The sequence below is a fragment of the Streptomyces sp. NPDC001868 genome, assembly GCF_040297125.1.
Classification (GTDB): Bacteria; Actinomycetota; Actinomycetes; order Streptomycetales; family Streptomycetaceae; genus Streptomyces.
In genome coordinates this window covers 602,834-626,003 of record NZ_JBEOYO010000001.1, presented here as the reverse complement: position 1 = coordinate 626,003, position 23,170 = coordinate 602,834, and the positions used below count along the sequence as shown (strand labels likewise).

General features: G+C 75.0%; 4 protein-coding genes. All 4 read left to right on the top strand.

The window, feature by feature from the left end:
• On the top strand, window positions 1-2,544 hold a 2,544-nt coding region (locus ABT147_RS02605; RefSeq protein ID WP_351401909.1), incomplete at its 5' end, for an SDR family NAD(P)-dependent oxidoreductase.
• A 9-nt stretch (window positions 2,545-2,553) separates the two neighbouring features.
• Window positions 2,554-12,372, top strand: coding sequence for a type I polyketide synthase (locus ABT147_RS02600; protein ID WP_351401907.1), 9,819 nt, complete (start codon window positions 2,554-2,556; stop codon window positions 12,370-12,372).
• Between the two features lie 245 nt (window positions 12,373-12,617).
• The gene (locus tag ABT147_RS02595) at window positions 12,618-13,820 is read left to right on the top strand and encodes a cytochrome P450 (RefSeq protein ID WP_351401905.1); all 1,203 of its coding nucleotides are present in this window, start codon (window positions 12,618-12,620) and stop codon (window positions 13,818-13,820) included.
• 144 nt (window positions 13,821-13,964) lie between these two features.
• On the top strand, window positions 13,965-23,129 hold the full coding sequence (locus tag ABT147_RS02590) for a type I polyketide synthase (protein WP_351401903.1): 9,165 nt from the start codon (window positions 13,965-13,967) through the stop codon (window positions 23,127-23,129).
• Window positions 23,130-23,170 lie beyond the last annotated feature (41 nt).

The window sequence follows — 23,170 nt, the reverse complement described above, 5'->3', positions numbered from 1 at the left end:
CGGCGGGTCAAGCGGCTGGCGGTCAGCCACGCTTTCCACTCCGCTCTGATGGAACCGATGCTGGACGATTTCGCCGAGGCGCTGGCGGGCGTGACGTTCCACGAGCCGTCCGTCCCCGTCGTGTCGAACGTGACCGGTGAGGTGGCGGGGGAGGAGTTGTCGACCCCCGGCTACTGGGTCCGGCACGTCCGCGCGACCGTCCGTTTCGCCGATGGTGTCCGTGCCCTCCGGGCGCAGGACGCGACCACGGTCCTGGAGGTCGGCCCCGACGGTTCCCTCGTCTCCCTGATCCAGGAGACCGCGCCGGAGGCTTCCGCGGTCGCCGCCCTGCGCAAGGGCCGGGGCGAGGTGCGCTCCCTCGTCACCACGCTCGGGCGGCTGCACGTACGGTCGGCCGGCGTGGACTGGCCCGCTTTCCTGGCCGGGACCGGGGCGCGCCGGGTGGACCTGCCGACGTACGCCTTCCAGCGCGCTGCCTACTGGCTGGAGACGACCCGGCAGGGCGCGGAGGACCACGCCGCCGCCGCGGAAGCCGACGCGGCTGAGGTGCAGGCGGCGGCGGGCAGCCTCTTCACCACGAACTGGCAGCCCGTGGACGGCGTCGCTCCGCCCGAGGAGGCGCGCTGGGCGGTTCTCGGGCAGCCGGACGGGCGGGCCGGGACCCTGGCCAAGGCCCTGGCGCTGCGTCCCGGGAACTCGGCCGATGTACACGCCCGCCTGGAGCCCGTGGGGGAGGCGGCGCAGTTCGTCGTACTCGCCCTCGACGCCGCGCCCGGCACCGACGGAGAGGGTGGCGAGCCCGAAGCCGTACGCCATTCCATGCACGACACGCTCGCCCGTGTTCAGGACCTGCTCGCCCAGGAGCGGTCGGCGGAGTCCCCTGTGGTGATCGTGACGGGCGGGGCGACGACCGGCGACCCGGCGGGGGCGGCGGTGTGGGGGCTGTTGCTGTCGCTGCAGGCCGAGTTCCCCGACCGGTTCGTTCTCGTCGATCTGGCCGACGACGGCACGGACGCGCCCGCCCTGGCGTCCGCCGTGGCCACCGCACTGGCCCGGGGTGAGTCCCAAGTCGCCGTCAGGGAAGGCGCGTTGCGGGTGCCCCGGCTCGTCCGCGCCGAGGCTGCGCCCGCCGGTCCGCCGACGACGCGCGAGCACGGCACCGTGCTCGTCACCGGCGGTACCGGTGAGCTGGGCGGGCTCGTCGCCCGGCACTTGGTCGCCGTCCATGGCGTACGCGACCTGCTGCTCGTCGGCAGGCGCGGGGGCGACGCCCCGGGTGCGGACGTGCTGGCAGCCGAGCTCGAACGGGCCGGTGCCCGGGCTGTGTTCGCCGCCTGCGACGTGTCCGACCGGGAGGCGCTCGCCTCGGTCCTCGCCTCGATTCCGGCGGACCGGCCGCTGACGGGGGTGGTGCACACCGCCGGAGTCGTCGACGACGGGGTGATCACGGCGCTCACCCCGGAACGCGTGGACACCGTCCTCGGGCCCAAGGCCGACGCCGCCCACCACCTCCACGCGCTGACCCGCGACGCGGACCTGTCGCACTTCGTGCTCTTCTCCTCCGCCGTCGGCACCCTCGGCGGCGCCGGACAGGCCAACTACGCCGCCGCCAACGCCTACTTGGACGCCCTGGCCCGCAGTCGCCGGGCGCGGGGGCTGCCCGCTACCTCGCTGGCCTGGGGGCTGTGGGGCACCGGCGGTGGCATGGGCGGTCGGCTCGCCGAGGTGGACCTGCGGCGGCTCGCGCGGGCGGGTGTGCTGCCGCTCGACGCGGAGCGGGGGCTCGCCCTGTTCGACCGGGCGTGGGCGGGCGACGAGGCCGTCCTCGTGCCGATGCGGACCGACCCTGCCGTCCTGCGCGACCGCGCCGCCGCCGGCACACTGCCCCCGGCCCTGCGCGACCTGGTCCCGCGGACCCTGACGGGCGACAGGGCGGCGACTCAAGCGAACCGGCAGCCCCAGGCCCTTGGCGCCGGGCCCCCGGACAACGCGTCCGCCTCCGCCGCCGACCACGCCGCGCGGCTGGCCGCGCTGCCCGCCGCCGAGCGCGCCCGCACACTGCTCGACCTGGTCAGGGCGCGGGCGGCGGCCGTGCTCGACTATCCGTCGCCCGACAGCCTCGACCCGCGCCGGTCGTTCCGCGAGGCCGGGTTCGACTCGCTGACGGCGGTGGAGCTGCGCAACAGCCTCGCCGCCGCCACGGGGCTGCCGCTGCCCGCCGCCCTCGTCTTCGACCACCCCAGCCCCGCTGCCCTGGCCGAACAGCTGGACCGGCGCCTCCTCGACCACGCCGGCCCGGCGGCCCCCGGGCACCGGCCCGCGCTCCCCGCCCTCCTCGACCAACTGGAAGCGGCAATCGCGGAGTTGGCCTTCGACGACCCCGAACGGCCGCGCGCCGCCGCCCGGTTGCGGACCCTGGCCGCCGTGGGCGCGGGCGAGGGCACCGGGGACGAGGGCGGTGGCGCCGACGTGGACACACGGCTCGCCACGGCCTCGGACGACGAGTTGCTGGACTTCATCCGCACGGAACTCGGCAAGGAGTGAACGGTTCACATGGCTGATGACAAGGAACTCCGCGACTATCTCAAGCAGGTCGCCGCGGAACTGCACCGGACGCGCAAGCGCCTGGGCGAACTGGAGTCGGCGGCCCGCGAACCGATCGCCGTCGTCGGCATGGCCTGCCGCTACCCGGGAGGCGTACGGTCACCGGAGGACCTGTGGCGGCTCGTCGCCGAGGGCCGCGACGCCATCGGTCCCTTCCCCGCCGACCGGGGCTGGGACCTGGGCGCCCTCTACGACCCCGACCCGTCGAAGGAGGGCACCTGCTACGTCCGGGAGGGCGGCTTCCTCGACGACATCGCCTCCTTCGACGCCGCGTTCTTCGGGATCTCCCCGCGCGAGGCGCACTCCGTGGACCCGCAGCAGCGGCTGCTCCTGGAATCCTCCTGGGAGGCGCTGGAGCGCGCCGGCATCGACACCCGGACGCTCAAGGGCAGCCGCACCGGTGTGTTCGCCGGCGTCTCCCAGCAGGACTACGCCACGCTCCTGACCACCACCGAGGGCCGTATCGACGGCCACGGGTCCACCGGGGTCTCCAACAGCGTGCTGTCCGGCCGGATCTCGTACGTCCTCGGCCTGGAGGGCCCCGCCCTCACCGTGGACACCGCCTGCTCGTCCTCCCTGGTCGCGCTGCATCTGGCCGTACGGGCGCTGCGGGCCGGCGAATGCGATCTGGCGCTGGCCGGCGGGGTCACCGTGATGGCCACGCCCGATGTGCACGTGATGCTCTCCCGGCAGGGCTCGCTCGCCCCCGACGGGCGCTGCAAGGCGTTCGGCGCGGGGGCCGACGGCGCCGGATGGAGCGAGGGCGCCGGTGTCGTCGTGGTGGAGCGGCTGTCGGACGCCCTGCGCAACGGCCACCCGGTGCTGGCAGTAGTCCGGGGCACGGCGGTGAACCAGGACGGCGCCTCCAACGGTCTGAGCGCCCCCAACGGGCCCTCCCAGCAGCGGGTCGTCCGGGACGCCCTCGCCGACGCCGGGCTCACCGCCGCCGACGTCGACGCCGTCGAGGCGCACGGCACCGGCACCCGGCTCGGCGACCCCATCGAGGCCGACGCGCTGCTCGCCACGTACGGCGCCGCCCGCCCCGACGGACGGCCGCTGTGGCTCGGCTCCCTGAAGTCCAACATCGGGCACACCCAGGCCGCCGCGGGCGTCGGCGGCATCATCAAGATGGTGCTCGCACTGCGGGAACGCGTGCTGCCGAAGACCCTGCACGCCGACGACCCGACCCCGTTCGTCGACTGGTCCTCCGGCACCGTACGCCTGCTCGACGAGCCCCGCCCCTGGCCGGACGGCGGCACCCCCGGCCGCGCCGCCGTCTCCTCCTTCGGGGTCAGCGGCACCAACGCCCACGTCATCCTCGAACAGGCCCCCGCCTCCGCCGCCGCAACCACCGAAGAACACCCGGCCCCGGACACCGTCCCCGCCGTCCCCCTCCCCGCCGTCCTCTCCGCCCACGGCACCGCCGCGCTCCGCGCCCAGGCCCGCCGACTCGCCGACCACCTCACCGACACCGGCCCCGACGCCAACCCCGATACGAATTGCGCAACGAACCCCGACACCGGCGCAGGCCGCTCCGAGTCCGAGCCCGAGTCCGAGCCCGCGCTCGCCGACGTCGCGTACTCCCTCGCCACCACCCGTACCCCCCTCGACCGGCGGGCCGCCGTGCTCGCCGCCGACCGCGACACCCTCCTCGCGGGCCTCACCGCGCTCGCCGAGGGCCGACCGCACGACACCCTCGCCGAGGGGACCGCCGTCACCGGCAGGACCGCGTTCGTACTGCCGGGGCAGGGCTCTCAGTGGCTCGGCATGGCCCGTGAACTCCTCGACACCGAGCCGGTGTTCGCCGAGAGCGCCCGTGAGTGCGCGGAAGCCGTGGGGCAACTCGTCGACTGGAACGTCCTCGACGTCCTGCGCGGCGAACCCGGTGACATCGACCCGGACCGTATCGACGTCGTCCAGCCCGTCCTGTTCACCGTGATGGTGTCGCTGGCGCGGACCTGGCGGGCGTACGGCGTCGAACCGGACGCGGTGACCGGCCACTCGCAGGGCGAGATCGCCGCCGCGCACATCGCCGGGGGCCTCACGCTCGAAGACGCGGTCCGGGTGGTCGTGCTGCGCAGCCGCGCCCTGCGCACCCTGACCGTGCGCGGCGGCATGGCCTCCGTACTGCTGCCCGAGGACCAGGTCCGGTCCCGGCTCGCCCCCTGGGCCGACCGGCTGTGGATCGCGGCCGTCAACGGCCCCGCCTCCGTCGCGCTCACCGGCGACCCCGACGCCTGCGACGCGTTCGTCGCCGCCTGCGCCGCCGACGGTGTGCAGGCCCGGCGGATCCCCGGCGCCGGCAGCCCCGGTCACTCGCCGCACGTCGAGGCGTTGCGGGAGCGGTTGACGGCCGACCTCGCGGTCCTGGAACCGCGCGGCGGCGAGGTGCCGTTCTATTCCACCGTCACCGGCGGCCCGTTCGACACCGCCGGGCTCGACGCCGCCTACTGGTGCCGCAACATGCGCGAACCCGTCCGCTTCGAACCGGCCGTCCGGGCCCTGCTCGCCGACGGCCACCGTCTGTTCGTGGAGCCCAGCCCGCACCCCGTCCTCGTCAGCTCCGTCCAGCAGTGCGCCGAGGCCGACGACCACGAGATCACCGCCACCGGCACCCTGCGCCGGGGCGACGGCGGCCCCGGCCGGCTGCGCACCGCCCTCGCCCAGGCCTGGACGGGCGGCGCCCCCGTCGAGTGGCCGCGCGTCTTCGCCGGCACCGGCGGCCACCGCGTCGACCTGCCCACCTACGCCTTCCAGCGCACCCGGCACTGGCCCGACGGCCCCCGCCGGGGCGCCGACGTCTCCTCGGCCGGTCTCGGCCCGCTGCGCCACCCCCTGCTGGGCGCGCTGGTGCGGCTCGCCGACGACGACGGTGCCGTCCTCACCGGGCGGATCTCCCCGCACGACCACCCCTGGCTCGCCGGCTACCGCATCGGCGACCGCGCGGTCCTGCCGGGCACGGCCTTCGTCGAACTCGCCGTCCTCGCCGGCGACCAGGTCGGCAGCGGCCGGATCGAGGAACTCACCCTGCACACCCCGCTGTCACTGCCCCCGGACGGCGCCGTCGGCCTCCAGATCAGGATCGGCGCCGACCGGCAGGGCCGCCGCACCCTCGCCGTCCACGCCTCCCCGGCCGACCCCGGCACGGACGGACCCTGGACCCTGCACGCCTCCGGCACCCTCGTCCCCGAAACCGGCCCCGCCGACAGCGCGGGCAACACCCCTGCCCCCGCCGCCCCCGCCCCGGCCCCGGAGTTGACGGCATGGCCACCGGCCGACGGCACGCCCGTACCGGTCGAGGGACTGTACGAGCGGCTCGCCGCCGACGGCTTCGACTACGGCCCCGAGCGCCGCCTGCTCAGCGCGCTGTGGCGCACCGACGACACGGTGTACGCGGAGGTGGCGCTGCCCGCCGGACAGCACACCGAGGCCACCCGCTTCGGCCTGCACCCCGCCCTCGCCGAAGCCGCGCTGCACGCCCTGTACGCGCTCGGGGACGACCAGGAGGTCGCCGTCCCGTTCTCCTGGTCCGGCGTCGAACTCCACGCCACCGGCGCCGCCCGGCTGCGGATCCGGCTGACCCGCACCGGCGAACGCACCGTCGCGCTGCTGCTCGCCGACGCCACCGGCGCCCCGGTGGCCGTCGCCGACTCCCTGCTGCTGCGCCCCGCCGACCCGGCCGGCCTGCTCGCGGCGCCGGCCGCCGAACGCCTCGACCGTGTCGACCCCGCCTCCGTGCCCGCCGCCCCCGCCCCTTCGACCCGACCCGCCCGCCCCCGCCGCGCGGTCGCCGCCGACACCTCCGCCGACGCCGACCCAGACTCGCTGCGGGCCCGGCTGACCCCGCTCACCGAGACCGAACGCACCCGCGTCCTGCTGCGGCTCGTCCGTGACACCGCCGCCGCGGCCCTCGGCCACCCGGACGCCGACACCGTCCAGGCGGGCCGGCCCTTCAAGGAACTCGGCTTCGACTCCCTCACCGCCGTCGACTTCCGCAACCGGCTCGCCACCGCCACCGGACTGCGGCTGCCCGTCTCCGTCGTCTTCGACCACCCCTCGCCCCGCCGCATGGTGCGGGCCCTGTACGCGGAACTGTTCGAGGACGCACCGACCGCCGCCCCGGCCACCACGGCAGCGACAGGGGCCACCGCCGACCGCCGACGCGCCGCCGCCGACGAACCCCTCGCGATCGTCGGCATGGCCTGCCGCTTCCCCGGCGGCGTCACCAGCCCCGACGAGCTGTGGCAGCTGCTCGCCGAAGGCCGCGACGGCATCACCGGGTTCCCCCGCGACCGCGGCTGGCGGATCCAGGACTCCGCGCGCGGCGGCTTCCTCGACGACGTCGCCGGCTTCGACCCCGGCTTCTTCGGGATCACCCCGCGCGAGGCCCTCACCATGGACCCGCAGCAGCGGCTGCTCCTGGAGACCTCCTGGGAGGCGATCGAACACGCGGGCATCGACCCGACGACCCTGCGCGGCACCCGCACCGGTGTGTACGTCGGCGCCGCCGGGCTCGGCTACTCGCTGCTCTTCCCGCCCGGCTCGGAGCAGTTGGCCGGGTACACCGTCACCGGCACCGCCACGAGCGTGATCTCCGGCCGGGTCTCGTACGTCCTCGGCCTTGAGGGCCCGGCCGTCACCGTCGACACCGCCTGCTCCTCCTCCCTGGTGGCCCTGCACTCCGCCGTCCAGGCGCTGCGCGGCGGCCAGTGCGACCTGGCGCTGGCCGGCGGTGTCTGCGTCATGCCCGACGCGTCACTCTTCGCCGATTTCGAACGCCAGGGCGGACTGGCGGCGGACGGCCGATGCAAGGCGTTCGCGGCGGCGGCCGACGGCACCGGCTGGTCGGAGGGCGTGGGCCTGCTGCTCGTGGAACGGCTCTCCGACGCCCGCCGCCACGGGCACCCCGTCCTGGCCGTCGTGCGCGGCACGGCGGTCAACCAGGACGGCGCGTCCAACGGCCTCACCGCCCCCAACGGACTGGCCCAGCAACGGGTGATCCGCGACGCGCTGGCCGACGCCGGCTGCCTGCCGTCGGACGTCGACGCCGTGGAGGCGCACGGCACCGGCACCCGGCTCGGCGACCCGATCGAGGCGCACGCGCTGCTCGCCACCTACGGCCAGGACCGTGAACGGCCCCTGTATCTCGGCTCGTTGAAGTCCAACATCGGGCACACCATGTCGGCGGCGGGTGTCGGCGGCATCATCAAGACGGTCCTGGCGATGCGGCACGGCACGCTGCCCAGGACGCTCCACGTCGACGAGCCGTCGCCGCGGATCGACTGGTCGACGGGGTCGGTGGAGGTGCTCGCGGAGTCCCGGCCGTGGCCCGAGACGGGCCGTCCACGCCGGGCGGGTGTCTCGTCGTTCGGCATCAGCGGCACCAACGCCCACGTCGTCCTCGAACAGGCGCCTGCCGAGGACGCCGTCGGGACACCGGTCACCATCTCTTCCCGCCCCTGGCCGCTCCTGGTCACCGCACACGACGAGAACGCGCTGCGCGACCAGGCGGCCCGCCTGCTCGACCGCCTGGAGACCGCCCCGGACCTGGACGTCGCCGACCTCGCCCGTTCGCTCGCCACCACCCGCGCCGCCCTGGACCACCGGGCCGCCGCCGTCGTACGCGACCGTGCCGGGGCGGGAGCCGCCCTCGCCGCCCTCGCCGCCGGCGAACTGCCGCCCGGCCTGCTGCGCGACACCGCCCGCGAGGGCACGCTGGCGGTGCTGTTCACCGGACAGGGCGCCCAGCGGTTCGGCATGGGCCGGGAGCTGTACGCCGACCACCCGGTGTTCGCCGAGACCTTCGACGCCGTCTGCGTGCACCTCGACCCCCAACTGCCGCGCCCCCTCGCCGAGATCGTGCTCGGCACCGGGACGGAGGACCCCGACCCGGAGGCCGTGCACCGCACCGAGTACACCCAGCCCGCGCTGTTCGCCTTCGAGACCGCCCTGTACCGGCTGCTGGAGAGCTGGGGGGTGCGCGCCGACTATCTGCTCGGGCACTCCGTCGGGGAGATCGCCGCCGCCCACATCGCCGGCGTACTGACCCTGCCCGACGCCTGCCGACTCATCGCCGCCCGGGGCCGGTTGATGCAACAACTCCCGCCAGGCGGTGCCATGTTGGCCGTCGCGGTTGACGAGAAGCAGGCCGCCGAGACGCTGGCGGACCACCCGGACGTCGTCGTGGCCGCCGTCAACGCCCCCGGCTCCGTCGTGCTCTCCGGCCCGGCCGAAGCGCTCGGCACCCTCCGCGACCACTTCACCGAACAGGACATACGGGCACGGTTCCTGACAGTAAGTCACGCCTTCCACTCACCCCTCATGGAGCCGATGCTCGACGACTTCGCCCAGGTCGTCGCCGAACTCGACCTCCACCCGCCCCGGATCCCCGTCGTCTCCGACGTCACCGGAGAACTCCTCACACCCGAGCAGGCCTGCTCGCCCGACTACTGGGTCCGGCACGTACGGGAGACGGTCCGCTTCGCCGACGGGGTGCGCACCCTGGTCGCCGAGGGCGTCACCGTCCTGCTGGAGGCCGGCCCCGACGGCGTCCTGACCGGCTCGGCGCACACCTGCCTGGACGCGGAAGCCGACCCCGACGCCGCCCCCGACCCCGACGCCGGTTTCGACCGTACGGTGTGCGTGGCCGCGCAGCGCAAGGACGCCCCGGAAGGGGAGAGCCTGCTCACCGCCGTCGCCCGCGCCCATCTGGCGGGCGCACCCGTCGACTGGACCGCCGTCTTCGCCGGCTCCGGCGCCCGCCGCGTCGACCTGCCCACCTACCCCTTCCAGCGCTCCCGCTACTGGCCCGAACCCCGCCCGGCAGGCACCACCGGCGACCTCACCGCGCTCGGCCTGCGCCCCACCGGGCACCCCCTGGTCGGCGCCCGCGTCACCTCGGCCGCCGACGGCACCACCCTGTTCACCGGCGAACTGTCCACGGCCGCCCACCCCTGGCTCACCGACCACGCCGTCCTCGACACCGCCCTCTTCCCCGGCACCGGATTCGTCGAACTCGCCCTGTGGGCGGGCCGCCGGCTCGACTGCCACCACCTCGACGAACTCACCCTGGCCGCACCCCTGTTGATCCCGGCCGACGCACCCGTGCAGCTCCAGGTCACCGTCGGCCCGCCCGACGACACCGGCCGGCGCGCCCTGACCGTCCACTCCCGCACGGAGCCCGAAGGCACCGGGCCCGACGGCATCGGGGCCGACGGCACCGCGCAGGACGACACAACCTGGACCCCGGACACCTGGACCGCCCACGCCGAAGGCACCCTGGCCCCGCAGGCACCCGGCTCACCCACCACCCCGCCCCTCACCGCCTGGCCCCCGCAGGACGCCGAACCCGTCGAACTGGCCACCTTCTACGACGACTTGGTCGACTACGGCTTCACCTACGGCCCGGCCTTCCGCGGCCTGACCGCGGCCTGGCGGCGCGGTGACGAGGTGTTCGCGGAGGTGCGGCTGCCCGAGGCGGCCGGGGGCGGCTTCGCCGTACACCCCGCCCTCCTCGACGCCGCCATGCACTCCCTCGCCTTCCGCCCCGCCGCGCCCGAGAGCGGCGGCCCCCTGCTGCCGTTCGCCTGGCGGGGAGTCACCGGCCACGCGCAGGGGGCGACCGCGCTGCGCGTACACGTCCGCGACGAGGCCGGGGACCGGGTGTCCGTGGAACTCACCGACCCCTCCGGGCGCCCCGTGGCCTCCGTCGCCGCCCTGCACATGCGGACCGCGTCCACCGAGGGCCTGGACACCACCCGCATCCGCCCCGAATGGCTGCTGCGCACCGAGTGGACCGCCCTCGACGCCGCCCCGGACGGGCGGCCGCCGCGCCGGTTCGCTGTCCTCGGCGACACCACGGCGTACGCGCACGCCGAACCGCTGCTGCGGACCGCCGGGGCCGTCGAGCACCACGCCGACCTGGACGCCCTGCGCGCCGGTGGCGACCCGCCCGACGTGGTCGTCGTACCGCTGCCGCCCGCCGCACCGACCTCGGCCGCCGCCCGCGACGCCGTGCACGCAGCCCTCACCCTGCTGCAGCGATGGACCGCCGACACCACCATGGCGGGCACCCAGCTTGTCCTGTGCACCTCCGGCGCCGTCCGCGCCTCGGACCACGAGACCGTGACCGCCCCGGCCGCCGCCGCCGTCTGGGGCCTGGCCCGCTCCGCCCAACTGGAGAACCCGGGCAGCGTCCTGCTCATCGACCACCTCCCCGACGCCACCACACCCCTGCCCCTGGCCGTCGCCCAGGCCCTGGCCGCCGGGGAACCCCAACTCGCCCTGCGCGCCGCCGAGATACGCGTCCCACGCCTGGGCCGCCTCAGCCCCGCCGGGCAGGCGACCGGCACGCCGGCGACCGGCACCCCCGCCGCCGACAGCCGCTCCACCCCTGAGCCCGCCCCGCCCCCAGCCCCCGTCTGGCCCACCACCGGCACCGTCTTCATCACCGGTGCCACCGGCACCCTGGGCCGCCTCGTGGCCCGGCATCTGGTCACCCGGCACGGGGTCCGGGATCTGTTGCTGGCCGCACGGCGGGGCGGTGACGCGCCCGGGATGGAGGAGTTGCTCGCCGAACTCGCCGGGCTCGGCGCCACGGTCCGGGCCGAGGCCTGTGACATCACCGACCGTGCCGCGCTGGCCGCGCTGCTGGAGACCGTCCCGGAGCTGAAGGCCGTCGTGCACACCGCCGGGACCGTCGACGACGCCACGCTCACCGCTCTCACCCCCGCCCAGGTCGACGCGGTGCTGCCGGTCAAGACGGCGGCCGTGGAGCATCTGCACGAGCTGACCGCCGACCGGGACCTGGACGCCTTCGTGGTGTTCTCCTCGCTGGCCGGCACGATGGGCGGCGCAGGACAGGCCAACTACGCGGCGGCCAACGCCTTCGCGGACGCCCTGTGCGTGCGCCGGGCCGCCGCCGGACTCCCCGCGCTGTCGCTCGCCTGGGGCCCCTGGCAGCGCGGCGAGGGCATGACGGCCGGTGTCGCCGACAGCGATCTGAAGCGCATCGCCCGCGTCGGGCTGCGCCAGCTCGACCCCCGTGAGGGCATGGCCCTGTTCGACGCGGCCCTCACCACCGGCGCGAGCGTCGCCGTCCCCGTACGCCTGGACACCTCGGCCCTCGACCCCGGCTCGCCCACGACACCCGTCCTGCTGCGCTCCCTGGCCGCCGGAACCCGCGCGGGCGGCGGAGGACCGGCCGGACCGGCGACGGCGGTGTCGGGCCTGCGGGAGCGGCTGCTGCCGCTGTCCGAGGCGGACCGCACCGCCGCCCTGGTGGAGCTGGTGCGGGCCGAGGCCGCGACCGCCGCCGGACTGCCCTCGGCGGACACCGTGCCCTCCGGCAAGCCCTTCCAGAGCCTGGGCTTCGACTCCCTCATGGCCGTGGACCTGCGCAACCGGCTCTCCGCCCTCACCGGCCTACGGCTGCCCGCCACCCTGGTCTTCGACCACCCCACCCCGAAGGACCTGGCCGAACTCCTCCACACCGGACTCGACCTGACCCCCGCTCAGGCCCCCGACCCGGCCCTGCTCGCCCTGGAGTCCCTGGAGACCTCCCTGCGCACCCCCGCCGACGACCCCGCCCGCCGCGCCTCCCTGGCCCTGCGTCTGCGTGTGCTCCTCACCAAACTCGAAGAGACCCCGGGCGGTACCCCCGGACCCACCGTCGACACCCCCCTCGACGACGACGCCGACAGCGACCTCAGCGCGGCGAGCACCGAGGAACTCCTCAGCCTCATCGGGGACGAGTTCGGCATCCGCTGACCCCCGGGACCGCCGCCACCCCTTCCCCGGGGCCCGCCGGGTTAGGGGGCGGCCACCCCGATTCTGGGGCTCCCAGGCCCGGCACGGCGCCGTAGCGTCACGATCACCGGCACCCCCACGTTCGAGACCGTTGCCCACGTTCCACACCGGCACCCCCATGTCCCACAGCGGCACCCCCACGTTCGACTCCGGCGCCCCCCGTTCGGCACAGCCACCTCGCGCTCGCTCACCCCCCAAGGAGACCGATGCCCCTCGACATCGAAACCCCGCTGCCCTACCAACGCGACGCCGTCTGCCCGTTCGACCCGGGCCCGCGGCTGCGCGAGGTGCAGGAGAAGGACCCGGTGCACAAGTGGCGCCTGCCGAACGGCCAGGACATCTGGATCGTCACCCGCTACGACGACGTACGGCAGATGTTCACCGACCCCCGCCTCAGCAGTGCCCTCACCCCGCTGACGCTCATGCTCCCCGGTATCGACGACGACCAACTGGAGGTGTCCCCGGGCAGCTTCGTCAACATGGACCCGCCGGAGCACACCCGGCTGCGCCGCACCGTCGCCTCCAGCTTCACCGCCCGCCGCATGCGCGAGCTCACCCCGCGCCTGGAGCGGATCGCCGAGAACTGCCTCGACGCCATGGAACACATGGGCCCGCCCGCCGACTTCATGACCGCGTTCGCGTTCCCCTTCCCGCTCTTCGCGATCTGCGAGCTGCTCGGCCTCAGCGACGAGGAGCGCGCCGAGTACGTCGCGCTCACCGCCAAGGCGGCGGCCGGTCTCGCCGCCACCGCCGAGGAGGTCAAGGACCTCGTCGGCGCCGCCCACCGCTTCATGCTGGACATCGTCACCGCCCAGCGCGCCGCCCCCAACGACGGCATGATCGGCATGCTGGTCCGCGAGCACGGCGACGAACTCGACGACGAGGAGATCGTCGGCATCAGCAACATGTTCCTGTCCGCCGGCTTCGACACCACCGCCAACACCCTCGGCCTCGGCCTCCTCGCCCTGTTCGAGAACCCCGCCCAACTCGCCCTGCTGCGCGACGACCCGGCCGTCCTCGACTCCGCCGTCGAGGAACTCATGCGCTACCTCAGCGTCATCTCCGCCACCAGCGGCCGCACCGCCACCGAGGACCTGGAGATCGGCGGCGTCACCATCAAGGCGGGCGAGTACGTCGTACCGGCCCTGGCCGTCGCCAACCGAGACCCGGCCCACTACACCGACCCCGACCGCCTCGACCTCACCCGCACCCCGGCCCAGCAGGTCGGCTTCGGCCACGGCATCCACCGCTGCACCGGCGCCACCATGACCCTGCTGGAGCTGAAGATCGCTTTCCCCGCCGTACTGCGCCGCTTCCCGGAGCTGCGCCTGGCGATCCCGCGCGAGGAACTCGCCTACCGCGGCTACAACATGGTGCACGGCGCCCTGAGCATCCCCGTCGTCTGGTGAGCCCCGCCCCCTGCACCCCCTAGGTGTCCCCGCACCTAGGTGTCCCCGCACCTCTAGGGGGACGGGCCCGGCCCCTTCCCGGGGCACCCCCGAACCGGCCCATAGCGTCCACCACCAGCGGCAGAACGAGTGGGAGCCCGAGGCATGAACACATCTCTCGACGAGGTCATCGACGCGCTGCGCGCCTCCCTCCTGGAGAACGAGAGGCTGCGCCGGCACAACCACCGGCTCACCTCCGCCGCCACGGAGCCCCTGGCGATCGTCGGCATCGGCTGCCGCTTCCCCGACGGCGTGAACCATCCGGATGATCTGTGGCGGCTGGTCGTCGAGGGCCGCGACGCCATGACTGGCCCGCCCACCGACCGGGGCTGGGAACACCACCCCACCTACGACCCCCGCCACCAGGGCGCGTTCCTCACCGCGGCCGGCGACTTCGACGCCGCCTTCTTCCGGATCTCGCCGCGCGAGGCCCTGGCGATGGACCCACAGCAGAGGCTGCTGCTGGAGGTCTCCTGGGAGGCCGTCGAACGCGCGGGCATCGACCCGCTGTCCCTGCGCTCGACCCGCACCGGCGTCTTCGTCGGCGGCGCGACCCAGGAGTACGGTCTCCTCCTCGGCGACTCCCCGGAGAACACCGACGGCTACGCCCTCACCGGCCTGCCCGCCAGCATCATGTCCGGCCGTATCGCGTATCTGCTCGGGCTCGAAGGCCCCGCCCTGACCGTCGACACCGCCTGCTCCTCCTCCCTCGTCGGCCTCCACCTGGCCGGTCAGTCCCTGCGCGCGGGCGAGTGCGACCTCGCGCTCGTCGGCGGTGTCCTCGTCATGACGACCCCCACCATCTACGGCGAGTTCGACAGCCAGGGCGGATCGGCCTCCGACGGCCGCTGCAAGGCGTTCGCGGACACGGCCGACGGCACCGGCTGGGGCGAGGGCGCGGGCGTCCTGGTCGTGGAGCGGCTGTCCGACGCCCGCCGCAACGGCCACCCCGTCCTGGCGGTCGTCCGGGGCTCGGCGGTGAACCAGGACGGCGCGTCCAACGGCCTTACGGCACCGAACGGTCCGTCCCAACAGCGCGTGATCCGGGACGCGTTGGCGAGCGCCGGCCTGTCGCCCGCCGACGTGGACGCCGTTGAGGCCCACGGCACTGGCACCCGGCTCGGCGACCCCATCGAGGCCCAGGCCCTGCTGGCGACCTACGGACAAGGACGCCCGGCGGACCGGCCGTTGTGGGTCGGCTCCGTGAAGTCGAACATCGGCCACACCCAGTTCGCCGCCGGAGTCGCCGGAGTCATCAAGACGGTGATGGCGATACGTCACGGGGTCCTGCCGCGCACCCTCCACGTGGACGAGCCGACCCGGCAGGTCGACTGGTCGGCGGGCGCGGTGCGGGTGCTGACGGAACAGCGGGAGTGGCCGGCCACGGACCGCCCGCGCCGGGCGGGGGTGTCGTCCTTCGGGATCAGCGGCACCAACGCTCACGTGATCATCGAACAGGCGGAAGGGGAGCCGGGAGATGGCACGGGCGGGGAGGAGCCTGGGACCGACGGAACCGGCCGGGTGGAACCGGGGTCCGACCGGGCCGGCCGGGAGCTGGGCCCGCCGCTGCCCGCCCTGCCCGTACTGCTGAGCGCCCAGAGCCAGGCCGCCCTGCGCGACCAGGCCGTACGCCTCCTCGCCCACCTCGACCGCGACCCCGCCCCACGGCTCCCCGACCTCGCCCACTCCCTGGCCACCACCCGTGGCCTCATGGAGCACCGCGCCGCCGTCACCGCCACCGGGATGCCCGCGCTGGCCGAGGGACTGCGCGCGCTCGTCGCGGGCGAGGACGCGCCCGGACTCGTACGGGGCGCCGCGTCGGACGGCGGGCTCGCGGTGGTGTTCTCCGGCCAGGGGTCCCAACGGGCCGGTATGGGACGGGGGTTGTACGAGACGTTCCCGGTGTTCGCCGCCGCGTTCGACGAGGTGTGCGGGGCCTTCGACGGGTTGTTGCCGGGGTCGTTGAAGGACGTCGTCCTCGACGGTCCGGCTGAGGTGCTGGAGTCCACCGGATGGGCCCAGCCCGCGTTGTTCGCGCTGGAAGTGGCGCAGTTCCGACTGACCGAGTCATGGGGAGTGAAGCCGGATGTGGTGCTCGGGCATTCTTTGGGCGAGATGGTCGCGGCTCATGTGGCAGGGATGTGGTCGCTTGCTGACGCGTGCCGGGTGGTCGCGGCGCGCGGGAGACTGATGGGGGCACTCCCGCCGGGCGGCGCGATGTGGGCCGTGCGGGCGGACGAGTCGGAGATTCCCCGCGACAGCGAAGTATCGGTGGCGGCCGTGAACGGCCCCTCGTCGCTCGTGCTGTCGGGCGCGGAGGAATCCGTGCGCGAGGTCGCCGACCGGTTCGCGGCCGAGGGGCGGCGGGTGAAGCGGCTCGCCGTCAGCCACGCCTTCCACTCCGCGCTGATGGAACCCATGCTGGACGACTTCGCCGAGGCCCTGGCCGACGTCCGCTTCGCCGAACCGGTGCTCCCGATCGTGTCCAACGTGACCGGCGAGATCGCGGGCGAGGAACTGCGCACCCCGGAGTACTGGGTGCGGCATGTGCGGGCGACCGTACGGTTCGCCGACGGGGTACGCGCGCTGCGGGCGCAGGGCGTGGGTACGGTGCTGGAGCTGGGCCCGGACGGCTCGCTGGTCTCCTCGGTGCGGGAGACCGAGCCGGAGCTGGTGGCTCTCGCGGCCCTGCGCCGGGACCGGGACGACGCGGTGACCCTGCTGTCCGCGCTGGCGGAGGCCCATGTGCACGGGGCGGCCGTGGACTGGGGGACGGTGTTCGCGGGCACGGGCGCACGCCGGGTGGGCCTGCCTACGTACGCCTTCCAGCACCGCCGCTACTGGCCCGACACCCGTGTGGCCGCGGGCCGGGGCCGCGTGGTGGACGACTGGCGCTACCGGGTCGTGTGGCGGCGCCGTGAACTGACCGACGCCCTTACCCTGACCGGCCGTTGGCTGGTGGTGGACGCGGGGGACGCCGTAGGGGAGCGGGTGGCGCGGGCCCTGCGGGCGGCCGGCGCCGAGGCGGAGGTCGCGCCCCGCGCCGTGGCCGGTGACTTCGCGGGGGTCGTGGCCCTGCCCGGCACGGTCGAGGACGCCGTGGCGCTGGTGCGGGAGCTGCGGTCCGCCGGGACGAGGGTGCCGCTGTGGTGGCTGACGGTGGACGCGGCCGGGGTCACGCCCGACGACACCGTACGGCCCGAGGCGGCGCGGCTGTGGGGCCTGGGCCAGGTCGTGAGCCTGGAGGAACCCACGTGGTGGGGCGGCCTCGTCGACCTGCCCGCCGTATGGGACGACGACACGGGCACGCTGCTCACGGCCGTCCTCGCGGACGCGGCGCAAGGGGAGGACCAGCTCGCCGTACGCGGACCGGAGGTGTTCGCCCGGCGCCTGGTGAGGGCACCGCTGGCCGCGTCGGCGAGGCCGGCCCGGGAGTGGAAGCCCCGGGGCACGGTCCTGGTCACCGGCGGTACGGGCGGCGTCGGCGCGCATGTCGCCCGGTGGCTGGCCCGGGAGGGCGCCGAGCGGCTGCTGCTGACCAGCCGTCGCGGCCCCGCAGCACCGGGCGCCGAGGCGCTCGCGACGGAACTGCGGTCCCTGGGCACGGAAGTGACCCTGGCCGCCTGCGACACGGCCGACCGCGACGCCCTGGCCTCGGTCCTGGCGGCCATACCGGCGGAGACCCCGCTGACCGCCGTCGTCCACGCCGCCGGCATCGTGCGCTACACCAAGGTGCGCGACCTGACCCCCGAGGAGATCGACGAGGTCGTCTCCGGCAAGGCGACCGGGGCCCGCCACCTCGACGAACTCACCGCCGGCCTGGACCTGGACGCCTTCGTCCTCTTCTCCTCGGGCGCCGCCTCCTGGGGCGGCGGCTCCCAGGGCGCCTACGCGGCCGCCAACGCCCATCTCGACGGCCTCGCCCAGGCCCGCCGCGCCCGAGGGCTGCCCGCCACCTCCCTGGCCTGGGGCACCTGGCGCTCCGACGGCATGGCGGCCGACCTGGACGAGGAGTCCCTGGCCCGGATGGGGCTGGCCCTCATGGACCCCGCGCTCGCGCTGTCCGTCATGAGGGAGGCGGTCGAACACGGTGAGACCTGCCTGACCGTCACCGACACGGAATGGTCCCGCTTCGCACCCATGTACGCGGGCGCCCGCCGCCGCCCCCTGATCGAGGACATCCCGGAGGCCGCCCGCGCCCTGCGGAACGACCCGGACACCCCCGACGACAGTGAGGGGACAGCGCACCCGGCCGGGGCGGGCGACGCTCTCCGGCGCCGGATCGACGCCCTCACCGAAGGCGAACGCCGGTCCGCACTGCTGGAGTTGGTGTGTTCGCGCGCCGCGTCCGTGCTGGGCCACTCCGACGCGACGGAGGTCGCCGCCCACCGCCCCTTCAAGGACCTCGGCTTCGACTCCCTGACCGCGACCGAACTCCGCAACCGCCTCGACGCGGCCACCGGCCTCCGGCTCCCCGCCACGCTCGTCTTCGACCACCCCACCCCCACCGCCCTCGCCGGGCACCTGGACCGCGAACTGCGCGGCGGCACCGACCCCGCCGCCGCCCGGACCATCGTCGTACGGCGGGCGGAGCACGACGAACCCCTGGCGATCGTCGGCATGGCCTGCCGCCTCCCCGGCGGGGTCACGGGCCCCGAGGACCTGTGGCGGCTCGTCACCGAGGGCCGCGACGAGATCACCGCCGTGCCCGACGACCGGGGCTGGGACGCCTGGGGAGCCTCGGGAAGCCAACAGGGCGGCTTCCTCACGGACATCGGAGGCTTCGACGCCGAGTTCTTCGGCATCTCACCGCGCGAGGCCCTGGCCATGGACCCGCAGCAGCGGCTCCTCCTTGAGGTGTCCTGGGAGGCGATCGAACGGTCCGGCATCGACCCGTCGTCACTGCGCGGCACCCGTACGGGCGTCTTCGTCGGCGGCTCACCCACCGGCTACGGCACCCTCCTCGGCGACGCGCCCGACGCTGGCGGCTATCTGCTCACCGGCAACAGCGGCAGCGTGATGTCCGGCCGGATCGCCTACGCCCTCGGCCTGGAGGGCCCGGCCCTCACCGTGGACACCGCCTGCTCCTCCTCCCTGGTCTCCCTGCACCTGGCGGGACAGGCCCTGCGCGGCGGCGAGTGCGACCTCGCCCTCACCGGCGGCGTCGCCGTCATGCCCACACCGGGCGCCTTCGACGAGTTCGCCCGGCAGGGCGGCCTGGCGTCGGACGGCCGCTGCAAGGCCTTCGCCGATGCCGCCGACGGCACCGGCTGGTCCGAGGGCGTCGCCTTCCTCGTCGTGGAACGCCTGTCGGACGCGCGCCGCAACGGTCACCCCGTGCTCGCCACGGTGCGCGGCTCGGCCGCGAACCAGGACGGCGCCTCCAACGGCCTCAGCGCCCCCAACGGCCCGGCCCAACAGCGCGTGATCCGCGCCGCCCTGGCCGACGCGGGACTCACCCCGTCCGAAGTGGACGCGGTCGAGGCCCACGGGACCGGGACCCGGCTGGGCGACCCGATCGAGGCGCAGGCCCTCCTCGCGACCTACGGCCAGAACCGTGAACGTCCCCTGTATCTAGGGTCGTTGAAGTCCAACATCGGGCACACCCAGGCGGTGTCCGGGGCGGCCGGTGTGATCAAGACGGTGCTGGCGCTGCGCCACGGGGTGCTGCCGAGGACCTTGCATGTGGACGAGCCGTCCAAGGAGGTCGACTGGTCGGCGGGCGCGGTGGAGTTGCTGACGGAACAGCGGGCGTGGCCGGAGACCGGGAGTCCACGACGGGCCGGCGTGTCCTCGTTCGGGATCAGCGGCACGAACGTGCACGTGGTCCTGGAGCAGGCGCCGGAGGCTGGCTTGACCACCGGGGCCGTGCCCGAGCTCGTGCCCGAGTCCTGGTCCGGTGGCCCTGTCCCCTGGGCGCTCTCCGGTCATACGGAGGCCGCGCTTCGCGCCCAAGCGACCCATCTGGCTGCTTATGTGACGCGACATCAGGAACTGCCCAGCGGCTCCGTCGCCCACTCACTGGCCCTGTCCCGGGCCGCTCTGGAGCATCGGGCGGTGGTGGTCGGTACCGGCCGTGAGGAGTTGCTGCGGGGTGTGGCCGCCGTCGCGGACGGACGGCCGGACGCGGCAGTGGTGCGGGGGCGTGCGGGTGGCGGCGGAGGTCCGGGGCCGGTGTTCGTGTTCCCGGGGCAGGGGTCGCAGTGGGCGGGTATGGCGGTGGAACTGCTGGGGTCCTCGCCGGTGTTCGCGGCGCGGATGGCCGAGTGTGAGCGGGCGTTGTCGTCGTTCGTGGACTGGTCGCTGACCGAAGTCCTGGCCACTGGCGGCGAGTTGACCCAAGTCGACGTGGTGCAGCCGGTGTTGTGGGCGGTGATGGTGTCGCTCGCGGAGGTGTGGCGCTCGTACGGCGTGGAGCCAGCGGCCGTAGTGGGCCACTCCCAGGGCGAGATCGCCGCAGCGGTCGTAGCGGGAGCGCTGTCGCTGGAGGACGGCGCCTGTGTGGTGGCCCTGCGTTCGCAGGCGATCCTCGCCCTGTCCGGCCGGGGCGGCATGGCCTCCGTGCAACTGCCGGTCGACGACGTGCGCGAGCTGTCGGCGCTGGTCGATGGTCGTGTGGAGGTGGCGGCGGTCAATGGTCCGTCGTCGGTGGTCGTGGCCGGTACTCCGGACGGGCTGGACGAGGTCATCGCCGACGCGGAGGCGCGCGGTGCCCGGGCCCGGCGCGTGGAGGTGGACTACGCCTCGCACTCCGCACAGGTCGAGCAACTCCGGGAGCGGATCCCGGAGTTGCTCGCGGACATCGGCCCTGTCACCGCCTCGGTCCCCTTCCACTCGACGGTCACCGCCCAACGGTTCGACACCACCGGCCTGGACGCGGAGTACTGGTACCGCAATCTCCGGTCCACCGTCCGCCTCGAAGACACGGTGACAGGGCTGGTCGAGGCCGGGCACCAGGTCTTCATCGAGGTCAGCCCCCATCCGGTGCTGGTCGGCGCGGTGCAGGCGACGGCGGAGGCGGCCGGGCGTGACGTCGCCGCCACGGGGACGCTGCGTCGCGGCGAGGGCGGCCCACAGCGGTTGCTGCTCTCGCTGGGGGAGGCGTACGCGCAGGGGGTGCCGGTCGACTGGCGGGCCTGCTTCAACGGGGCCGGGACCGGGACCGCGACCGGGACGGAGGGCGAGAGCCAGGGCGCGGGCGAGAACGGGCCCGAGACCGAACCCCGCCCCCGGCCCACCCCCGTGGACCTTCCCACCTACGCCTTCCAGCACAAGCGCTACTGGCCCGAGACCCTGTCGGCCGGCGGCGCCGTCGGCCGGGCCGTCGACGACTGGCGCTACCGGGTCGTCTGGCGCCGAGGCACCCTCGCCGAGGACACACGGCTGTCCGGACGGTGGCTGCTCCTCACCCCCGAGATGCCCGCCCCCGGCGGGCCGGACGACAGGGTCGCGGCGGCGCTGCGGGCGGCCGGAGCCGAGGTGACGGTCGCCACCGGCGCCGCCTCGGAGGCCGTCGCGGGCGACTACGCGGGCGTACTCGCGTCCCCCCGCTCCCTCGCCGACGCCGTGTCCCTGCTGCGCGACCTGCGCGCCGCCGGCGTGGGGGCGCCGCTGTGGTGGCTGACGGAGGGCGCGGCCATGGTCGCCGCGGGCGATGCCGTACGCCCGGAGGCGGCGCAGCTGTGGGGGCTCGGGCAGGTGGTGGGCCTGGAGCACCCCGACCGGTGGGGCGGGCTGATCGACCTGCCGACCCGCTGGACCGAGGACACCGGCAGGCGGTTGGCCGCCGTGCTGGCCGTGGCCGACGACGAGGCCGGGGCCGAGGACCAGGTCGCCGTACGGGAGTCCGGCGTGCACGTACGGCGGCTGGTGCGGGCCCTGGCGCCGGGGCGTGAACCCGCACACGCCTGGACGCCACGCGGGACCGTCCTGGTCACCGGCGGTGCGGGTGGTATCGGCGCCCATGTCGCCCGTTGGCTGGCCGCCGAGGGCGCCGCGCATCTGGTGCTGACGAGCCGTCGTGGCGGGCGGGCGCCGGGCGCCGCCGACCTGGGCCGCGAACTGGAGGCGCTGGGTGCACAGGTGACGTTCGCGGCGTGCGACGTCGCGGACCGCGACGCCCTGGCAGCCGTCCTGGCGGACATCCCGGAGGGGGAGCCGCTCACGGCGGTCGTGCACGCCGCCGGTGTGGCGACCTTCTCCGACGTCCTCGCCATCGAGCCGGACGAGCTCGTGGCGGGCATGTCGGCGAAGGTGGAGGGCGCCCGTCACCTCGACGAACTCACCGCCGGACTGGACCTGGACGCGTTCGTGCTCTTCTCGTCCGGCGCGGCCGTGTGGGGGAGCGCCGGCAACGGTACGTACGCGGCGGCCAACGCCTACCTCGACGGCCTCGCCCACGAGCGCCGGGCACGCGGCCTGACCGCCACCTCGCTGGCCTGGGGCGCCTGGGCGGGCGGTGGCATGCTCCAGGACTCGCAGGCCGTCGCCGGACAACTGGAGCGGATGGGCCTGCGGCAGATGCAGCCCGAGCTGGCGATCGGTGTCATGCGCGAGGCGGTCGGGCACGGCGAGACGACCCTCACCGTGAGCGACATGGACTGGGAACGGTTCGCCCCCGTCTACGCCCTGGCGCGCCGCCGCCCCCTGATCGAGGAGATCCCGGAGGCCGCCCGCGCCCTGCGCGGCCAGGACCCGGCCGGCGACGAGGGGACGGCCGACGCGAACGCCGCCGCCCGGCTGCGCGAGAGCCTCACCGGGCTCACCGACCTCGAACGGCAGGACACCCTGGTGGACCTGGTCCGCGAGCACGCCGCCGCCGTACTCGGCCACGCCTCACCGGACGCCCTCACCCCGGACCGCCCGTTCAAGGACCTCGGCTTCGACTCCCTGACCGCGACCGAACTGCGCAACCGCCTCAACGCGGCCACCGGCCTGCGGCTCCCCGCCACCCTCGTCTTCGACCACCCCACCCCCACCGCCCTCGCCGCCCTCCTGCGCGAGGAACTCCTCGGCGGCACACCGGACGGGCCCATGGACGCCCTGCGCGTCCAGCAGGAACTCGACCGTATGGAACAGGCCCTCCTCCCGGCGGTGTCCGCCCCCGACCTGGACCCCGGTGCCCGCGCCGACATAGCGCGACGGCTGCGCGACCTGGCCGCCCTGCTGAGCGCCGGCCCGGACGCGGCGACGCACACGGCGGACGCCCTGGAGTCCGCCACCGACGACGAGATCTTCGACCTCATCGACCGCGACCTGGGCGTCGGCTGACACCCCATCGCAGCCCCGCCCCAGCCCCCCCCCCGCAGCCC